Annotated in this window: 15 protein-coding genes; 10 read left to right on the forward strand and 5 right to left on the reverse strand. The window is 70.6% G+C overall.

What is annotated here, in order from left to right; translation table 11 throughout:
* The first annotated feature begins 18 nt into the window (after positions 1-18).
* Both Aple_RS43820 and Aple_RS43825 read left to right on the forward strand, forming a co-directional pair.
* Positions 19-1,188: a uroporphyrinogen-III synthase gene (locus Aple_RS43820; protein WP_155350704.1), complete on the forward strand. Its 1,170-nt coding sequence runs from the start codon at positions 19-21 to the stop codon at positions 1,186-1,188.
* Positions 1,185-2,012 carry a sirohydrochlorin chelatase gene (locus Aple_RS43825; protein ID WP_246265247.1) on the forward strand — a complete coding sequence of 276 codons (828 nt, stop codon included), beginning with the start codon at positions 1,185-1,187 and terminating at the stop codon, positions 2,010-2,012. Before Aple_RS43820 ends, Aple_RS43825 begins: the two co-directional genes overlap by 4 nt.
* Here the strand turns inward: Aple_RS43825 and Aple_RS43830 are convergent.
* On the reverse strand, positions 1,907-2,443 hold the full coding sequence (locus Aple_RS43830) for a TetR/AcrR family transcriptional regulator (protein ID WP_155350705.1): 537 nt from the start codon (positions 2,441-2,443) through the stop codon (positions 1,907-1,909). The genes Aple_RS43825 and Aple_RS43830 overlap by 106 nt on opposite strands.
* 329 nt (positions 2,444-2,772) lie before the next feature.
* Positions 2,773-3,627: a PAC2 family protein gene (locus tag Aple_RS43835; protein ID WP_155350706.1), complete on the reverse strand. Its 855-nt coding sequence runs from the start codon at positions 3,625-3,627 to the stop codon at positions 2,773-2,775.
* Positions 3,628-3,851: 224 nt separating this feature from the next.
* On the opposite strand from Aple_RS43835, the gene metH reads away from it, so the two are divergent.
* Positions 3,852-7,316 (forward strand): methionine synthase, encoded by a 3,465-nt coding sequence (metH, locus tag Aple_RS43840; RefSeq protein WP_155350707.1) that lies wholly within the window; start codon positions 3,852-3,854, stop codon positions 7,314-7,316.
* Between the two features lie 23 nt (positions 7,317-7,339).
* A complete protein-coding gene (locus Aple_RS43845; protein WP_155350708.1) occupies positions 7,340-7,978 on the forward strand; it encodes an HAD family hydrolase in 639 nt (212 codons plus the stop codon).
* Here the strand turns inward: Aple_RS43845 and Aple_RS43850 are convergent.
* A complete protein-coding gene (locus tag Aple_RS43850; RefSeq protein ID WP_155350709.1) occupies positions 7,975-9,087 on the reverse strand; it encodes a helix-turn-helix transcriptional regulator in 1,113 nt (370 codons plus the stop codon). The two genes, Aple_RS43845 and Aple_RS43850, sit on opposite strands and share 4 nt — an antisense overlap.
* Positions 9,088-9,282: 195 nt before the next feature.
* On the opposite strand from Aple_RS43850, the gene Aple_RS43855 reads away from it, so the two are divergent.
* From Aple_RS43855 to Aple_RS43880, 6 genes are all read left to right on the forward strand, one after another.
* Positions 9,283-9,768 (forward strand): cellulose synthase, encoded by a 486-nt coding sequence (locus Aple_RS43855; RefSeq protein WP_155350710.1) that lies wholly within the window; start codon positions 9,283-9,285, stop codon positions 9,766-9,768.
* 294 nt (positions 9,769-10,062) lie between these two features.
* Entirely contained in the window at positions 10,063-11,067 is a 1,005-nt protein-coding gene (locus Aple_RS43860; protein WP_155350711.1) for an ABC transporter permease, read from the forward strand.
* 52 nt (positions 11,068-11,119) lie between these two features.
* Entirely contained in the window at positions 11,120-12,886 is a 1,767-nt protein-coding gene (locus Aple_RS43865; protein WP_155350712.1) for an ABC transporter substrate-binding protein, read from the forward strand.
* A gap of 67 nt (positions 12,887-12,953) precedes the next feature.
* On the forward strand, positions 12,954-13,967 hold the full coding sequence (locus Aple_RS43870) for an ABC transporter permease (RefSeq protein ID WP_155350713.1): 1,014 nt from the start codon (positions 12,954-12,956) through the stop codon (positions 13,965-13,967).
* Positions 13,964-14,995, forward strand: coding sequence for an ABC transporter ATP-binding protein (locus Aple_RS43875; RefSeq protein WP_155350714.1), 1,032 nt, complete (start codon positions 13,964-13,966; stop codon positions 14,993-14,995). The genes Aple_RS43870 and Aple_RS43875 overlap by 4 nt, the downstream gene beginning before the upstream one ends.
* The gene (locus Aple_RS43880; RefSeq protein WP_155350715.1) at positions 14,992-16,032 is read left to right on the forward strand and encodes an ABC transporter ATP-binding protein; all 1,041 of its coding nucleotides are present in this window, start codon (positions 14,992-14,994) and stop codon (positions 16,030-16,032) included. Before Aple_RS43875 ends, Aple_RS43880 begins: the two co-directional genes overlap by 4 nt.
* A gap of 79 nt (positions 16,033-16,111) precedes the next feature.
* Here Aple_RS43880 and Aple_RS43885 read toward each other — a convergent pair whose 3' ends face one another.
* Positions 16,112-17,125, reverse strand: a complete 1,014-nt coding sequence (locus Aple_RS43885; protein WP_155350716.1) for a hemolysin family protein — start codon at positions 17,123-17,125, stop codon at positions 16,112-16,114.
* Complete coding sequence (locus tag Aple_RS43890; protein ID WP_155350717.1) at positions 17,122-18,498, reverse strand: hemolysin family protein; 1,377 nt, start codon at positions 18,496-18,498, stop codon at positions 17,122-17,124. Before Aple_RS43890 ends, Aple_RS43885 begins: the two co-directional genes overlap by 4 nt.
* Positions 18,499-18,651 lie beyond the last annotated feature (153 nt).

Raw genomic sequence — 18,651 nt, forward strand, 5'->3', positions numbered from 1 at the left:
CCTTTCGCGGAAGCTCCAATGGAAGCCCCGCCAGGGTCTCCGATCGAGCTCGGATCCCCCGAGACCGCGCCCGACGCGCTGGCCGGCTTCACCATCGGGGTGACCGCCACCCGCCGCCGCGAGGAGTTCGCCGCCCTGCTGGAACGGCGCGGCGCCCGCGTGGTCCGGGCCCCCGCGATCCGGCTGGTGCCGCTGGCCGAGGACGCCGACCTGCTCGCCTCCACCCGGGAGTGCCTGGCCGCCCCTATCGACGACGTGGTGGTCACCACCGGGGTCGGCTTCCGCGGCTGGATGGCCGCCGCCGAGGGCTGGGGCCTGTCCGTCGACCTGGCCGGGCACCTGAACGGAGCCCGCCTGCTCACCCGGGGCCCCAAGGCGCGCGGCGCGGTCCGCGCGGCCGGTCTGTCCGACCACTGGACCCCGGCCACCGAGTCCTGCGAGGAGGTCAAGCAGTACCTGCTCGCCCAGGACCTGCGCGGCCGCAGGATCGCCGTCCAACTGCACGGCGAACCGCTGACCGGCTTCGTCGCCGAACTGCGGGCGGCCGGGGCGCACGTGACCGAGGTGCCCGTCTACCGCTGGCTGCCCTACCGGGACACCTCGCCGCTGCGCCGCCTGGTCAGCCAGGCCGTCTCGGGCTCGGTGGACGCGGTGGCCTTCACCAGCGCCCCCGCCGTGCTGGCCATGCTGAACGCGGCCCGCGCCGACGGCCTGGAGGACTCCCTCGTCGCCGCCTTCTCCGGCCCGGTCGTGGCCGCCTGCGTCGGCCCGGTCACCGCGCAGCCGCTGGTGTCCCGGGGCGTACGCGTGATCCAGCCGGAACGGGCCAGGCTCGGCTCGCTGGCCCGCACGCTCGCCAGGCACCTGCCCGAGCACAGCGTCACCCGCCTGGTCGCCGGCAACCACCGGCTGGAGATCCGCGGCCACGCGGTGGCCGTGGACGGCGAGCTCAAGCCGCTCCCGCCCGCGCCGATGGCCGTGCTCAAGCGCCTGGCCGACCGGCCGGGACACGTGGTGGCCCGCTCCGACCTTCGCCTGGTACTGCCCGGCGGGCCGTCCCGGGACTCGGCCGAGCACGCGGTGGAGATGGCGATCACCCGGCTCCGCCGCGCCCTCGGCCCGAGCGGCATCGTGGAGACCGTGGTCAAACGCGGCTACCGGCTGGCCTGCGAGCGGGACGAAGCATGACCACCCGGAGCATGACCACCCGGAGCATGACCACGCGGAGCATGACCACCCTGGTGATGGCGGGACACGGCGCCCGCGACGAGCGGTGGTCGGCGGTGCTGGCGGACCTGGCCGGCCGGGTCCGCAGGCTACGCCCCGGCCATCGCGTCCGGCTGGCCTTCCTGGAGCTGAGCACCCCGCCGCTGGCCGACGTGCTGGCCGCCACCGTCGGCCCGGTGGTGGTCGTGCCGCTGCTGCTCGCCGGCGGCTACCACGCCCACGTCGACCTGCCCGCGATCATCGCCGGCGTGCGCCCCGACGCCCGGGTGGCCGGGCCGCTCGGCCCGCACCCGCTGCTCACCTCGGTCCTGGCCCGGCGGCTGGCCGCCGCCGGGCTGCGGCCCGGCGACGCGGTCGTGCTCGGCGCCGCCGGCTCGGCCGACCCCTCGGCCCTGGACGACGTCCGCGCGGCCGCCCGCCTGCTGTCGGTACGGCTGTCGCGCCCGGTCACCGCCGCCTTCGCGGCCGGTGGCACCCCCACCCTGGCCGACGCCCTCACCAGGGCGCGCACCACGCGCACGGCCCCCCGGGTCGCCGTGGCCTCCTACCTGCTGGCCCCGGGGCACTTCCACGGCCGGCTGGCCGACAGCAGCGCCGACCTGGTGTCCGCCCCGCTCGGCGCCGACGACGACCTGGCCGCCCTCGTATGGACCAGGTTCGACGAGGCTGTCGAGGAGGCTCAGCTCTCCAGGGCCCCCCGGGCTTCCAGCCGGAGTTCCCTGACGATGTCCCCCGCGCTCTCGTCCCGGGAGGGCTCGGAGTCCACGCCGGTGAACGTCTCGTAGTAGGCGTGCCGGAAGCAGCCCGCCAGCAGCAGCCGGGCGGTGGCCTCAGGGTTCACCCCTTGGCCGATCCGGCCAAGACCCTGCTCGGCCGCCAGGTAGGCGGCCAGCGGCTCGATCTCCGCCTGCGGGCCGAGCTCGCTGTCCCGCATCGCCTGCCGGAACCGCACGGTCAGCGACGGGGACACGAACGCGGGCATCGCCGCGGCCTGCACCTCGGCGTAGTACGCGATGCCCGCCTTGGCGACCGGCAGCAGGTTGTCGCCCACCCGGCCCCGGCCCGCGTGGTGCATCAGATCGTGCAGGGTCCGCAGCCAGCCGGGCAGCCGGTCCTGGAGCAGGGCGAGAAAGGTGTCCACCGCCTGCTGCGGTGTCGTTCCCCGCAGGTGCGGATACGCGGCGCCCCCGTCGGCGGCGGTACTCGATTTCATCATTACGGCCATCTTCAGAACGCGCTGACGCGTCTCCTGTGCTCTCTCGTGTGGATCGGGTTGGGCTGTCGCCATGGTCGCCCTACGGTGCCTAAGGTGTGCCTAAAGGTGTGGAGGTCAAGCAGTCACAATGGTCAGGTTCAAGGCGGCGAGAACTCCGGTCATGCGTGTTACTGACTCGTGTTTCTCCTGGTGACCGAACCGTTGCCGAACAGCGGGCCCGGACATACATAGACCGGTTGTAGCCGCCAATTATTACCGCAAATCCCGATGCAATACGTGAAACACCGGCAATTGGGTTTGAATGGGGTTTTCCGAGTCATGCTCGGGATTTACCCGTCGGTGCCCCGGTCGCGGCGGCGCAGGTAACGCTCGAACTCGGCAGCGATCGCGTCGCCGCTGGCCTCCGGGAGCTCGGCCGCGTCCTTGCGCTCCTCCAGCTCCCGCACATACTCGGCCACCTCGGAATCCTGCGAGGCCAGCTCGTCCACCCCGGTCTCCCAGGCCCGCGCCTCCTCGGTGAGGTCCCCGTACGGCATGGGAATGTCCAGCATGTCCTCCACCCTGCGGAGCAGCGCCAGGGTGGCCTTCGGGTTGGGCGGCTGGGCCACGTAGTGCGGGATGGACGCCCACAGCGAGACCGCCTGCAGCCCGGCGCTGCCGAGCGAGTGCTGCAGCACGCCGACGATGCCGGTCGGGCCCTCGTATTTGGTCAGGTCCAGGTTGAGCACCCGGGCCAGGCCCGGATCGCTGACCGAGCCGACGATCGGCACCGGGCGGGTGTGCGGGGAGTCGTTCAGCAGCGCCCCCAGCAGCAGCGCCAGCTCCACGCCCAGGTCGTGGCAGAGCCCGACGATCTCGGCGCAGAAGCTGCGCCAGCGCATGTTCGGCTCGATGCCGCGCAGCAGCACGACGTCCCGCTTGGCCCCGGGCGGGCGGGCCACCAGCAGCCGGGTGGTCGGCCAGGTGATGGACCTGGTCATGCCCTCGCCCAGCTCCACGATGGGGCGGGTGACCTGGAAGTCGTAGTAGTCCTCCGGGTCCAGTTCGACCAGCGGGGTGGCCTTCCACTCCGTCTCGAGGTGGGCGAGCACGCCGCTGGACGCCTCGCCCGCGTCGTTCCACCCTTCGAACGCGGCGATGAGCACCGGATCGACGAGCTCAGGGAGCCCTTCGAGCTCGATCAAGCCGCCTCCTCACGTAGTCGTGAGGCTAAGACTATTCGGAGTGACGCCCAAAGCGTTATCTTCGCGCGGGAAGGACCGCACAACCCGGTGTCCACCGGGTTTGCGGGAACCGAGCCGGGACCGCAGGAATGCTTGACCTGGTCCATCTGTTCACTCAGGTACCAGGAGATACATCCCAGTAATTGGACAAAGCGTCCAATTCGCGTCTCGATAGGCTTTGGCGCATGACCAGCAGACCGTCCTTCCGTGTGGCCCTGTCCGAGCGAGTTCTCGTCGCCGACGGAGCCATGGGAACGATGCTGCAGGCCCAGGACCCGACCATGGATGACTTCGAGGGGCACGAGGGCTGCAACGAGGTGCTCAACGTCAGCCGCCCCGACATCGTCCTGGCCGTGCACGACGCCTACTTCGAGGCGGGCGTGGACTGCGTCGAGACCAACACCTTCGGCGCCAACCTGGCCGCCCTCGGCGAGTACGGGATCGGCGACCGGATCGCCGAATACTCCGAGGCCGGGGCCAGGATCGCCCGCGAGCGGGCCGACCACTGGTCTGCCCCGGGCAAGCCCCGGTTCGTGCTGGGGTCCATGGGGCCGGGGACGAAACTGCCCACCCTCGGGCATCTGCCGTACGCGACGCTCAGGGACGCCTACCGGGACAACGCTGCCGGGCTCATCGCGGGCGGCGCGGACGCGCTGATCATCGAGACCTGCCAGGACCTGCTCCAGGTGAAGGCGGCCGTGATCGGCGCCAAGCGGGCGGTGGCCGCGGCCGGGCTGGACATCCCGATCATCGCCCAGGTCACCATCGAGACCAACGGCGCGATGCTGCTCGGCTCCGAGATCGGGGCCGCGCTCACCGTGATCGAGCCGCTCGGCGTCGACCTGATCGGCCTCAACTGCGCCACCGGGCCCGCCGAGATGAGCGAGCACCTGCGCTACCTGGCCAGACACTCCCGGCTGCCGCTGTCCTGCATGCCCAACGCCGGGCTGCCCCAGCTCACCTCCGACGGTGCCTACTACCCGCTCGGCCCGTCCGAGCTGGCCGACGCGCACGAGATCTTCGCCAGGGACTACGGCCTCGCCCTGGTCGGCGGCTGCTGCGGCACCACCCCCGAGCACCTGCGCCAGGTGGTCGAGCGGGTGGGCGGGCGGCCGCGGGCCGAGCGCCGCCCGCGCCCCGAGGCCGGGGCCGCCTCGCTCTACCAGCACATCCCGTTCCGGCAGGACACCTCCTACCTGGCCATCGGCGAGCGCACCAACGCCAACGGCTCCAAGGCGTTCCGGGAGGCCATGCTGGCCCAGAACTGGGAGGAGTGCGTGGAGATCGCCCGGGCCCAGGCCAGGGACGGCGCGCACCTGCTGGACCTCTGCGTGGACTACGTGGGCCGGGACGGCGTGCGGGACATGAAGGAGCTGGCGTTCCGGTTCGCCACCGCCTCCACCCTGCCGATCATGATCGACTCCACCGAGCCGGCCGTGCTGGAGGCGGGCCTGGAGATGCTGGGCGGCCGGGCGGTGGTCAACTCGGTCAACTACGAGGACGGCCGGGGCCCGGGGTCCCGGTTCCACAAGATCATGACGGCGGTCCGGGAACACGGGGCCGCCGTGGTCGTGATGTGCATCGAGGAGGCCGGGCAGGCCCGTACCAGGGCCGACAAGGTGCGGATCGCCGGGGAGACGATCGAGGATCTGACCGCCAACTGGGGCATGCGGGTCGAGGACATCGTGGTCGACTGCCTCACCTTCCCGATCGCCACCGGCCAGGAGGAGACCCGCAGGGACGGCGTGGAGACCATCGAGGCCATCCGCGAGCTGAAGCGGCGCTACCCGGCCGTGCAGACCACGCTGGGGCTGTCCAATATCTCCTTCGGCCTCAATCCGGCCGCCAGGATCGTGCTCAACTCGGTCTTCCTCAACGAGGCCGTCAACGCCGGGCTCGACTCGGCCATCGCGCACGCCTCCAAGATCCTGCCGATGGCCCGGATCCCCGACGAGCAGCGCCAGGTCGCGCTGGATCTGGTCTACGACCGGCGCCGCGAGGGCTACGACCCGCTGCAGCGGTTCATGGAGCTGTTCGAGGGCGTGGACGCCGCCTCGATGCGGGAGGGCAAGGCCGCCGAGCTGCTCGGCCTGCCGCTGTGGGAGCGGCTCAAGCGGCGGATCGTGGACGGCGAGAAGAAGGGCCTGGAAGGCGACCTGGACCTGGCGCTCCAGCAGCGCCCCGCTCTGGAGATCATCAACGACGTGCTGCTGGAGGGCATGAAGACGGTCGGCGAGCTGTTCGGCTCCGGCCAGATGCAGCTGCCCTTCGTGCTCCAGTCGGCCGAGGTGATGAAGACCGCCGTGGCCTACCTGGAACCCCACATGGAGAAGGTCGAGGGCGCGGGCAAGGGCCGGATTGTGCTGGCCACCGTCAAGGGCGATGTGCACGACATCGGCAAGAACCTGGTCGACATCATCCTGTCCAACAACGGCTACGAGGTGATCAACCTCGGCATCAAGCAGCCGGTCTCGGCCATCCTGGAGGCCGCCGACGACAAGCGGGCCGACGTGATCGGCATGTCCGGGCTGCTGGTCAAGTCCACGGTGATCATGAAGGAGAACCTGGAGGAGATGAACTCCAGGAAGATCGCCGGCAGGTATCCGGTGCTGCTCGGCGGGGCCGCCCTCACCCGGGCGTACGTGGAGCAGGATCTGGCCGAGCTGTTCGACGGCGAGGTGCGCTACGCCCGCGACGCGTTCGAGGGCATGCGGCTGATGGACGCCTTCATGAAGGTCAAGCGCGGCGAGGCCGGGGCCGAGCTGCCCGCGCTGCGGGAGCGCCGGGTCAGGACCGGCGCGGTGCTGGAGCGCACCCCGGTCGAGCGACTGCCCGCCCGCTCCGATGTGGCGGCAGACAACCCGGTGCCGGTCGCGCCGTTCCTCGGCGACCGCGTCGTCAAGGGCATCGCTCTGCACGAGTACGCCGCGTTCCTGGACGAGCGCGCCACCTTCATGGGCCAGTGGGGCCTGAAGTCCGCCCGCGGCGGCGCGGGACCCTCCTACGAGGAACTGGTCGAGACCGAGGGCCGCCCCCGGCTGCGCATGTGGCTGGAGCGCCTGCAGACCGAGGGCCTGCTGGAGGCCGCCGTCGTGTACGGCTACTTCCCCTGCGTGGCGGACGGCGACTCGCTGATCATCCTCGACGAGGCGGGCGGCGAGCGGACCCGGTTCACCTTCCCGCGCCAGCGCCGCGACCGCCACCTGTGCCTGTCGGACTTCTTCAAGTCCAGAGATTCCGGCGAGGTGGACGTGGTGGCCCTCCAGGTCGCCACCATGGGCCGCAGGATCAGCGAGGCCACCGCCGAGCTGTTCGCCAAGAACGCCTACCGCGACTACCTGGAGCTGCACGGCCTGTCCGTCCAGCTCACCGAGGCCCTCGCCGAGTACTGGCACGCCCGGGTGCGATCCGAGCTGGGCATCGGCGGCCAGGAGTCGCTGCAGGACATGCTCAAGGTCAACATCACCGGCTGCCGGTACTCCTTCGGCTACCCGGCCTGCCCGAACCTGGAAGACCAGGTTCAGCTGTTCGAGCTGCTCGACCCGGGCCGGATCGGGGTCGAGCTGTCGGAGGAGTTCCAGCTCCACCCCGAACAGGCCACGTCCGCCCTGGTGGCTCACCACCCCGAGGCGAAATATTTCAACGTCTGAGCTATCGAGGGGTAATCAACGCCGTGGACGCGGTTCTGTTCGACATGGACGGCTTGCTCGTCGACACCGAGAAGGTGTGGTTCGAGGTCGAGACCGAGGTGGTGGAGCGCCTCGGCGGCTCCTGGGGGCCCGAGCACGGGGCCGCGCTGGTCGGCGGCTCCTGGGATCGCACGGTCGCCTACATGCTCGCCCTCACCGGGGCCGACGTGCCGCCCGGGGTGGTCGCGGAATGGCTCCTCGACGGGATGATCGAGCGGCTGGCCGTGGAGGTGGAGCCGATGCCGGGGGCGCTGGAGCTGCTCGCGGAGCTGAACGGGGCGGGGGTCAGGACAGGCCTGGTCACCTCCTCGCTGAAACCGGTCGCCGACGCCGTGCTGGAGGTGGTCGGCCGGGAGCGGTTCGCGATCGTGGTGACCGCCGACGATGTGGTCAGGACGAAACCGGACCCGGAGCCGTACCTGACCGCGGCCGGGTTGCTGTCGGTGCGTCCTGAGCGCTGCGCGGTGCTGGAGGACTCGCCGAACGGGGTGGCCGCGGCGACGGCGGCCGGGTGCCGGGTGGTGGCGGTGCCCAGCGTGGTGCCCATCCCGGCCGTGCCGGGACGGCTGGTCGTGCCGTCCCTGCTCGAAGTCGACCTGAGCGTGCTGCGGGCCCTGTTTTAGGCCGTCGCCAGGAACGGGGCCAGGTCGCTGCGGTCGTGCACGCCCAACTTGGTGTAGACGCGGCACAGGTGGTTGGCGACGGTGCGGGGGGACAGGACCAGCCAGTCGGCGATCTCCCGGTTGGTCAGGTTCCAGGAGGCCAGCCGGGCCACCTCGATCTCGCGGGCGCTCAGCTCCGCGCTCCAGCGTTCGGCGCGGGCGCCGGGGGCGGGGACCAGGCGGGCCAGCCGTTCCCGGGTGCGCGCGGGGGCGCGATCCCGGGCGACCGTGGCCACGATCGGGTTGGCCAGCCGGGCGCGCGGGGGAGTCAGGACGATCAGGCCGCGCCGCTGCAGCCGGGTCACGGCGTCGCGGTCGGCCAGGTCGAGCAGCACGTCCAGGTCGACGGGCTCGCCCAGCGCGACCAGGCCGACCGCCTCGGTCTCGGCCGGGTCCAGGCCGGCGAGCTCGGCCTCGACCAGCTGGCGCAGCCGGGGGGTGATCGTCAGCTCGCCCGGCCAGTGCCACTGGCCGGCGACCTTGGCCAGCGTCGCGCCGGGGACGAGCTCGGTCAGCAGCCGGACGTTGCCGCCGCTGGCGTGGTGCATGCGGCGGGCCGTGGTCACCTCGACCGGGCCGCCCAGCGCGGCGGCCAGCAGCAGGCCGGTCTCGCGCGGGTTGAGCGGCGCCAGGTCCAGCCGGTCGGCCACGCCTTCCCGCCACAGCGCCTGGATCGGCTCGGGCACGGGCGCGCCGGCCCGGATCGTGGCCGCCAGGCGGGTGCCCGAGCGGGTCACCAGGTGCCGGACCAGCGCGGCGGAGCAGGGATCGAGCAGGTGGGCGTCGTCCACGGCGAGGACCTGCGGGGGTTCGCCCAGCGCCTGGATCGCCCAGCCGAGCGGGTTCACCGGGCACCGCGGGGTGCCCAGCAGGTGCGCGAACGCGCCGAACGGCACCTCGGGTCCGATGCCCTGGACGCGGGCGCCGCTCCCGTGCGCGCCCGCGAGAGACTCGGCGAGCAGGCGGGTCCGCCCCGAGCCCGCGTCGCCGGAGATCAGAATTCCGCCGTCCGCGCGGAGCGCCGACCGGACCCGATCGCGTTCCGCCGTACGGCCGGTGAAAGGCCACATGATCCACCTCCGAGACACCCTGACGTTTGCTCTCGACGGTAGGAATCCCGCGTTTCCGGCGGATCCGTGTGAACCCCCAGGCTCTACAGGGCTAGCCCGGGGTGCCCCCTAGGGGTAGAGCCCTCCCAGAGGAGGAGCGCGGACAGGGCCCGCACGTGCCAGGATGGGATCAAGTCGCAATTAAGGGGGCCCATCATGACGTTCGATCAGATTGCCTGGCTTCCGCTCTGCGCGGGCCTGACCGCAGCCGGGGTGGCGATGGCCTACCTCGCCTTCCGCCGCAGGGGACTCTCGGCCGGGCTGCGGATGACCGCCTGGGCGCTGCTGCCGCTCGCCGCCTACCTGACGAACGCGCTGAAGACGATCTGGAACATCGGCACCGCGCTGGTGAGCTTCGCCACCGGGCTGGTCTTCTCGCCCGCCGTGTGGGCCGGAGTGGTGCTGGCGGGAATCTCGGTGCTGCTGTTTTTCGTGAGCGGCGGGATCCGGGGGCGTACCCTCGCGAAGTTCCGGGCGATGGGCAGGCCGGGCAAGGCGCCCGAGGGCGCGACGGCCGCGGAGGCGCCCACCCGCCCGCTGCCGTCCGCGAAGAAGGACGCACCCAAGCCCGTCGCGAACAAGCCCGCGTCCGATGATTTCTCCGATGTCGAGGACATCCTCAAGAAGCACGGCATCAGCTGAGCCCGCCTCACGAAATCTCGGATGATGGGATGTCCTGCCGAAGATCGGTGCAATGTCACGGTTCCGGGACGTAACCGGAACCGGCCTCTGACATTCTTGACAAGATCGATACGAATGCATTGCGCGTCAATCACAGTTGGGCCACATAGCGCCTACTAGGTCTTGTTTACCCAGTTCAGCCCATAGATTCTGCCTCCGGGACCCGCTCACAACGCGGACCCGCAAGATATGGGAGCGACGTTAACGGGCGCAGCCCATAGGACGACGTCGTCTGGAACCCAGGGGGCCTAACGCATGACCGCACCGCTCGACGTCTCCGGAGAGGAGACGAAGGCGACGCCGGAGGCAGTCCTCTCCGGCGTGGGGGGACCCAAAGCGATCCAGGGCCGGTCACTCGGGCAGATCGCATGGATGCGCCTCAAGCAGGACAAGGTCGCCCTCACGGGCGCGGGTGTCGTCATCTTCCTCGTCCTTGTCGCGATCTTCGCCCCGCTCATCGTGAGCTGGTTCGGCCACCCGCCGAACGAATTCCACCAGGATCTGATCGACACGATGACGATGCGCCCCAAGGGCGGCAGCGGCATCAGCGGGGAATTCCTGTTCGGCCTCGAGCCGCAGAACGGCCGCGACCTGTTCAGCCGGGTCGTCTACGGCGCCCGCATCTCCCTGCTCATCGCCTTCTTCGCCACCCTGCTCTCGGTGCTCATCGGCACCGTGATGGGGGTCGTGGCCGGCTACTTCGGCGGCTGGGTGGACGCCATCATCAGCCGCCTGATGGACATCTTCCTGGCCTTCCCCATCCTGGTCTTCGCGCTGGCCCTGGTCGGCGTGCTCGGCCAGTTCGAGACCCAGCTCGGAGTCCAGGGCGACACCCTGCGCATCCTGCTCCTGATCTTCGTCATCGGCTTCTTCAACTGGGGTTACATCGCCCGGATCATCCGCGGCCAGACGCTCTCCCTGCGCGAGCGGGAGTTCGTGGACGCGGCCAGGAGCCTGGGCGCGCGCGGGCCGTACATCCTGTTCAGGGAGATCCTGCCGAACCTGATCGCGCCCATCCTGATCTACGCCACCCTGCTGGTCCCCGCCAACGTGCTCTTCGAGGCGGCGCTGTCCTTCCTCGGCGTCGGCATCCAGCCGCCCACCGCGACCTGGGGCGCCATGCTCTCCGCCGCCACCAAGTACTACACCGTCCCGCACTTCATGCTCTTCCCCGGCATGGCGATCTTCATCACCGTGCTGGCCTTCAACCTGTTCGGTGACGGTCTGCGCGACGCGCTGGACCCCAAGTCGAGCCGCTGAACTCCATCGAAGTCCTGATCCCCCAGCTCCTACCAACAAGGGGTTTACGTCAATGAAGAAGAGAACACTGGCGGCCGTAGCCTCCGGCGCGGTCTTGGCCTTGGCTCTGTCGGCCTGTGGCGGAGGTGACACCACCACGGAGCCGACCGGTGGCGCGGCCCCCGCCGCGTCCGCCTCCGCCGGCGGGGCGACCGGCTTCAACGCCGGCCTGGAAAACGTGGTGAACCCGTCGGACAAGAAGGGTGGCGTGCTGAAGATGGCCGTCACCGACGACTGGGACTCCGTGGACCCCGGTGACACCTACTACGGCATGTCGTGGAACCTGCTGCGGATCTACGCCCGCCCCCTGGTGACCTACAACCCCGCGCCCGGCGCCAAGGGCCGCGAGCTGGTCCCCGACCTGGCCGAGAGCCTGGGCGTGGCCAGCGACGGCAGCAAGACCTGGACCTACAAGCTGCGGGCCGGGTTGAAGTACGAGGACGGCACCGCGATCACGTCCAAGGACGTGAAGTACGCCGTGCTCCGCCAGCTTGACAAGACCACCTACGTCAACGGGCCGACCTACTTCAACGACTGGCTGGACCTGCCGAAGGACTTCGAGTCGGTCTACAAGACGCCGGACGTCAACACCGACCAGGCCATCGAGACGCCGGACGACCAGACGATCATCTTCCACCTCAACAAGGCCTACGCCGGTTTCGACAACTTCGCGGCGCTGCCGGCCACCGTGCCGATCCCGCAGGCCAAGGACACCGGCATCAAGTACCGCGACCACGTGCTCGCGTCGGGTCCGTACAAGTTCGACAAGGTCGAGCCGGGCAAGCAGTACACGCTGATCCGCAACGACCAGTGGGACCAGGCGACCGACCCGATCCGCAAGGCGCTGCCGGACTCCTACGAGATCAGCCTGGGCGTCCAGGGCGACGACCTGGACAACCGGATTATCTCCGGCGACCTGCACGTCGACATCGCCGGCAGCGGCGTCCAGCCGGCCGCCATCGCGACCGTCCAGCAGGACCCCGAGCTGAACGCCCGCGCCGACAACCCGATCGCGGCCCGCACCTGGTACATCTCGATCCTCAGCGACAACCCGCCGCTGGACAACATCGAGTGCCGCAAGGCCGTCATCCTCGCGGCCGACCGGGTCGGCCTGCAGACCGCCATGGGCGGCCCGCTCGCCGGTGACATCGCCACCTCCCTGCTGCCCCCGGGCATCGGCGGCTGGAAGAAGATCGACACCTACCCGACCGGCTCCGGCGACGAGGCCCAGGCCAAGGCGGCCCTCACGGCCTGCGGCCAGCCCAACGGCTTCGAGACCACGATGACCTTCCGCTCGGACCGCCCGCGCGAGCAGGCGATGGCCGAGTCGATGCAGCAGGCGCTCGCCAAGGTCGGCATCAAGCTGACCCTGAAGGGCTTCCCCACCTCGGAGTACTTCACCGCCTACGCCGGCAAGCCCGCCTACACCAAGGCCAACGGGATCGGCCTGGCCACCAACGGCTGGGGCGCCGACTGGAACGACGGCTTCGGCTTCCTGTCCCAGATCATCGACAGCCGGACCATCCGCGAGGCCGGCAACTACAACCTGAGCATCAAGGACCCGGCCGTGGACGCCCTGGTCGACCAGGCGTTCGCCGAGCTGGACACGGCCAAGCGTGACGCCATCTGGGGTCAGGCCGACGCCAAGGTCATGGAGGGCGCCTACGTCCTCCCGGCCGTCTACCAGAAGGGCCTGCTGCTCCGCGGCAAGGGTGTGACGAACCAGTTCATCACCGGCGCCTTCGACATGTACGACTACCTGGCGCTCGGCGTCGAGTAGCCAGCCGCAGGCGGCCAGAAGAGGGCCGGCTCCGATCGAGTCGGCCCTCTTCAGCCGAGGGGGGACAGTGGTCACATACATCATCCGGCGCCTGATCGGCGCCCTGCTCATGCTGGCCGTGGTCAGCATGGTCACCTTCTCGATCTTCTTCGTGGTGCCGAGGCTGGCCGGGGTCACCGCCACCGACTTCGCCAACCGCTACGTCGGGCGGGCCGCCACCCAGGAGACCGTCGTCGCCGTGGCGAACAAGCTCGGCCTCAACGACCCCGTGGTCGTCCAGTACGGCCGCTGGGTGAAGGGCATCTTCGTCGGCGCCGAGTTCGATTACGGCAAGGGCGTCGAGCACTGCCCCGCCCCCTGCTTCGGCTACTCCTTCGTCACGAAGAACCCGGTCTGGCCGGACCTGGTCGACCGGATGCCGGTGACCCTGTCCCTCGCCGCCGGCGCGTCGGTCATCTGGCTGCTGGCCGGCGTCTCCGTCGGCGTGCTGTCGGCGCTGAGACGCGGGTCCATCTTCGACCGGACGGCGATGGTGATCGCCCTGTCGGGCGTCTCGCTGCCGCCGTTCTTCACCGGCCTGATCGCGCTGTCCCTGTTCAGCTACGGCCTGCGAATAACCGCGCCAGGCGGGGCGTACACGCCGCTGACCGAGAATCCGGCGGAATGGGCCTACAGCCTGATCCTGCCCTGGCTCACCCTCGCCTTCCTCAACGCCGCCGCCTACGCCCGCCTCACCCGGGCCGGCATGCTGGAGACGATGGGGGAGGACTACATCCGCACCGCGCGGGCCAAGGGCCTGCGCGAGTCCACGGTCATCACCAAGCACGGCCTGCGCGCCGCCCTCACCCCGATCGTGACCATCTTCGGCCTGGACGTCGGCATTCTGCTCGGCGGCGCCATCCTCACCGAGAACGTCTTCTCGCTGCCCGGCCTCGGCAAGTACGCCACCCAGGCGATCTCCACCCAGGACCTGCCCAAGATCATGGGCTTCACCATGCTGGCCGCCTTCTTCATCGTGATGGCGAACCTGATCGTGGACCTGCTGTACGCGGTCGTGGACCCGAGGGTGAGGCTGACATGAGCGAGCACTTCCTGGACGTCCGGGACCTGAAGATCCACTTCCCGACCGACGACGGCCTGGTCAAGTCCGTCGACGGGCTCTCCTTCCAGCTGGAGCGGGGCAAGACGCTCGGCATCGTGGGCGAGTCGGGCTCCGGCAAGAGCGTCACCTCGCTCGGCATCCTCGGCCTGCACAAGGGCGGCCGGGCCAGGATCTCCGGCGAGATCTGGCTGGACGGCGAGGAGCTGGTCAGCGCCACCCCCGAGCACGTGCGCCGGCTGCGCGGCAAGAAGATGGCGATGATCTTCCAGGATCCGCTGTCGTCCATGCACCCGTACTTCACGGTCGGCGCCCAGATCATCGAGGCGTACCGGATCCACCACAAGGTCGCCAAGAAGGTCGCCCGCAAGCACGCCGTCGACCTGCTCGGCCGGGTCGGGATCCCGCAGCCGGAGCGGCGGGTGGACAGCTACCCGCACGAGTTCTCCGGCGGCATGCGGCAGCGCGCGATGATCGCCATGGCCCTGTCCTGCGACCCCGAGCTGCTCATCGCCGACGAGCCCACCACCGCGCTGGACGTCACCGTGCAGGCCCAGATCCTGGACCTGATGCGCGACCTGCAGCGCGACTTCAACGCCGCGCTCATCATCATCACCCACGACCTGGGCGTGGTGGCCGAGCTCTCCGACGACATCCTCGTCATGTACGGCGGCAAGGCCATCGAGTACGGCTCGGCCGAGGACATCTTCGAGCGGCCCGAGCACCCCTACACCTGGGGTTTGCTGGGCTCCATGCCCCGCCTGGACCGCGAGCCCACCGACCGGCTGCTGCCGATCAAGGGCTCCCCGCCCTCGCTCATCAACGTCCCGGCCGGGTGCGCGTTCCATCCGCGCTGCGCCTTCGAGGGCCGTACGGGCGGGAAGGCGAACACCGAGGTCCCGGATCTGGTCGAGACCGAGGGCGGCCATCTGGTCCGATGCCACCTGCCGCGGGAGGAGCGGCGCGCCATCTGGGCGACCGAGATCAAGCCGAACCTGGAGTCCGCATGACCGAACCACTGCTCTCCGTCCAAGGGCTGGAGAAGCACTTCCCGGTCACCAAGGGCCTGCTGCAGCGGCAGGTCGGCGCGGTCAAGGCCGTGGACGGCGTCAGCTTCGACGTGCGCAAGGGGGAGACCCTCGGCCTGGTCGGCGAGTCCGGCTGCGGCAAGACCACGACCGGGCGGCTGATCACCCGGCTGATCGAGCCCACCGGCGGCAAGGTGATCTTCGAGGGGCACGACATCACCCACATGTCGCAGGGCAAGATCCGCCCGCTCCGCCGCGACATGCAGATGATCTTCCAGGATCCGTACAGCTCGCTCAATCCCCGGCACACGGTGGGGGCGATCGTCGGGGCGCCCTTCAAGATCCAGGGCGTCCAGACCGAGCACGGCGTCAAGAAGGCCGTCCAGGACATCCTCGCCCTGGTCGGCCTCAACCCCGAGCACTACAACCGCTACCCGCACGAGTTCTCCGGCGGCCAGCGGCAGCGCATCGGGATCGCCCGCACGCTCGCGCTCAAGCCCAAGCTCATCATCGCCGACGAGCCGGTCTCCGCGCTGGACGTCTCCATCCAGGCGCAGGTGGTCAACCTGCTGGAGGATCTGCAGAACGAGCTCGACCTCACCTACCTGGTGATCGCGCACGACCTGTCGGTGGTCCGGCACATCAGCGACCGGGTCGCGGTCATGTACCTGGGCAAGATCGTCGAGCTGGCCGACCGCAAGGGCCTGTACGAGTCGCCCATGCACCCGTACACCAACGCCCTGCTGTCGGCCGTCCCCATCCCCGACCCCAAGGGCAAGGCCGGGCGCGAGCGCATCCGCCTCCAGGGCGACGTGCCGTCCCCGCTCAACCCGCCGCCCGCCTGCCGGTTCCACACCCGCTGCTGGAAGGCGCGGGAGATCTGCAAGACCGAGGAGCCGCCGCTGCTGCAGCTGGCCCCCGGCCACCAGGTCGCCTGCCACTTCCCGGAGAACGCCCCGGCCGCCGCCGAACCCACCGCCGAACCCACCGCCGAACCCGAGGTGGCCGCTCAGACCTGACGCCTCCCGCCCGGCGCGGTCCCGCTCAGCCGGAGCGGGACCGCGCCGTCGTTATGCCCGGCGCGGGACCGCGCCGTCGTCATGCGGGGACCAGCAGCGTGGCCAGCAGGCTGTCCAGGCTGATCAGCCCGGCCAGGCTGCCGTCAGCGTGCTGGACCAGGGCCAGCTGGCTGTGCGCGTCCCGAAGGACGCTGACCGCCTGGGCGACCGAGGTGCCGGCGGGCAGCGAGGGGATGCGGTAGGCCAGCGCCCCGGCTCGCGTGGCCAGGCCGCGCCGGCCGGCCAGGTAGGCGTCCCGCACGTGGACGATGCCCACCGGTCGCCGGCCGTCGAAGACCGCCAACCGGGTACGGCCGCTGGTGGTGGCGGTGCCGATCACCTGTGCCGGGGTGGCGTCGGCGGGGACGGCGACGATGTCGGCGGCGGGGGTGATCAGCGCGGCGATCGGGGTGGCGGGCGCCTGGAGCGCCTGGGCCAGGATGGCGTGCTCATCGGCCTCCAGCAGCCCCAGACGGCGTGATTCCGCGACCAGATGGCGCAGCTGCTCGGGCGTGCGGTGATTGTCCTCCCCGGTGCGCGGGCGGATCCGGAACAGCCTCAGCAGCAGGTCGCTGATGCCGTTGAGCAGCCGCAGCAGCGGGCGGACGGCCAGGGTGAAGGCCCGGAACGGCAACGCCAGCAGGGTGGCCGAGCGTTCGGGGTGGGCGATCGCCCAGGACTTGGGAGCCATCTCGCCGATCACCATGTGCAGGAAGGTCACCAGCGCCAGGGCGATGACGAAGGCGACCGCGTGCGCGCCCGCCTCCGGCAGGCCCAGGCTGTCGAACAGCGGGGTGAGAGTGCCGGCGATGACGGGTTCGGAGACCACGCCCAGCCCGAGCGAGCACAAGGTGATGCCGAGCTGGGCGCCGGCCAGCATCAGCGACAGTTCCTTGATCCCGGACACCGCCGCGGCGGCGCCTCTGTTGCCCCGCGCGGCGGCCTTCTCCAGCCGGTGGCGTTTGGCGGCCACGAGCGCGAACTCGGCGGCGACGAAGAAGCCGTTGCCGATCAGCAGAGCCAGCGTGACCGCCAGGCCGGTGGTCAGGTTCACGACTGCTCCTCCAAGATCTGGCCGTCGTGGGCCGGTTCCGCTTGCCCGGGGAGGATGGGCGTCAGATGGACCCGCTCCGGCACGTGCCGGTACAGGCTGAGGACCTCGATCCGGGCCTGGGTGGGCCGATCGGACTCCAGCGTGGGCGGCAGGTCGACGGTGATGACGTCCCCGGGGACGGCGAAGCGGCCGAGCCGGTGCAGGATCAGCCCGGCGAGGGTGTCGTAGTCGTCCTGGTCCGGCAGTTCCAGATCGGTGGCCAGGTCGATCTCGTCGATGCGCAGCCCGGCGTCGATGTCCCAGCCGTCGCCGCGGCGCCGGATCGAGGCGTCGGCGGCGTCGTTCTCGTCGGCGATCTCGCCGACCAGTTCCTCGGCCACGTCCTCCCACGTGACCAGCCCGGCCAGGCCGCCGTGCTCGTCCAGGACGCAGGCGACCTCCTGGCCGCGCTGGTGCATCTGGGCGACCAGGGCGGGCAGCGAGGCCGAGAACGGCACCATGAGCACAGGCAGGGCCAGATCGGATATCCGCGTCCGGGCGGCCGCCTCGGCCGGGACGGCGGCGACCTCGCGCAGGCCGACGATGCCGATCACCTCCTGGCCCGGGTCGGCGAGCACCGGGTAGTGGGTGTGCCCGTGGGCGGCGATCAGCTCGTCCAGGTCGGCGACGGTGGCCTCGGCGTCCACGGTGATGACGTTCACGCGCGGGACCATGACCTCGTCGGCGGTGTGGCCGGCGAAGGCGAGCGCGCGTTCCAGCACGTCGGCATGGCTGCCGGGCAGGTGGCCGTGCGCTTGGGACTCGCCGATGATGTGGCCGAGCTCCTCCAGGGCGGCGCCGTGGTGCAACTCCTCGACTGGTTCGATGCCGAGCCGGCGCAGCAGCTTGGTCGCCGCGGCGTCGAACAGCCTGATCACCGGTCCGGCGATGGACAGGTAGACCAGGGTGGATCCGGCCAGCGCGCGGGCCAGCGGTTCGGGCCTGGCCAGCGCCCAGTTCTTGGGCGCCAGCTCGCCCAGCACCATCTGGATGACGGTGGCCAGCGCGAACCCCAGGGCCAGCGAGATGCCGCCGGTCATGCCCTCGGGCACGCCCACCGCCGCCAGGACGGGGGCCACGAGTTCGGCCAGGGCGGGCTTGGCGATGAAGCCGACCACCAGCGCGGTGACGGTGATCCCCAGCTGGGCGCCCGACAGCATGAACGACAACCGCTCCAGCACCCGGACCGCCTTGGCCGCCTTGGCGTCCCCCGCCGCCGCCTGCTGCGTCAACGTCAGCCGGTCGGCGCTGACGTAGGCGAACTCCTGGGCCACGAAGTAGCCGGTGGCCAAGGTCAGCACGAAGACGGCCAGCAGGCCGAGCGCCACGCTCATCGAGCCCACCCCCCTCGCCTGGACGGGCAGATCATGACGCTACGACTACTCGGGTCCGCTGACACGGACACCACCACCGACCTTTCCTGCGCGCTTCCCGCCGAGGCCCGCCAACGCGTGAGGAGGACGCCGGACACTGATGTTGGACCGTAG

This window comes from Acrocarpospora pleiomorpha, from assembly GCF_009687885.1.
In the GTDB taxonomy this organism is placed as follows: Bacteria; Actinomycetota; Actinomycetes; order Streptosporangiales; family Streptosporangiaceae; genus Acrocarpospora; species Acrocarpospora pleiomorpha.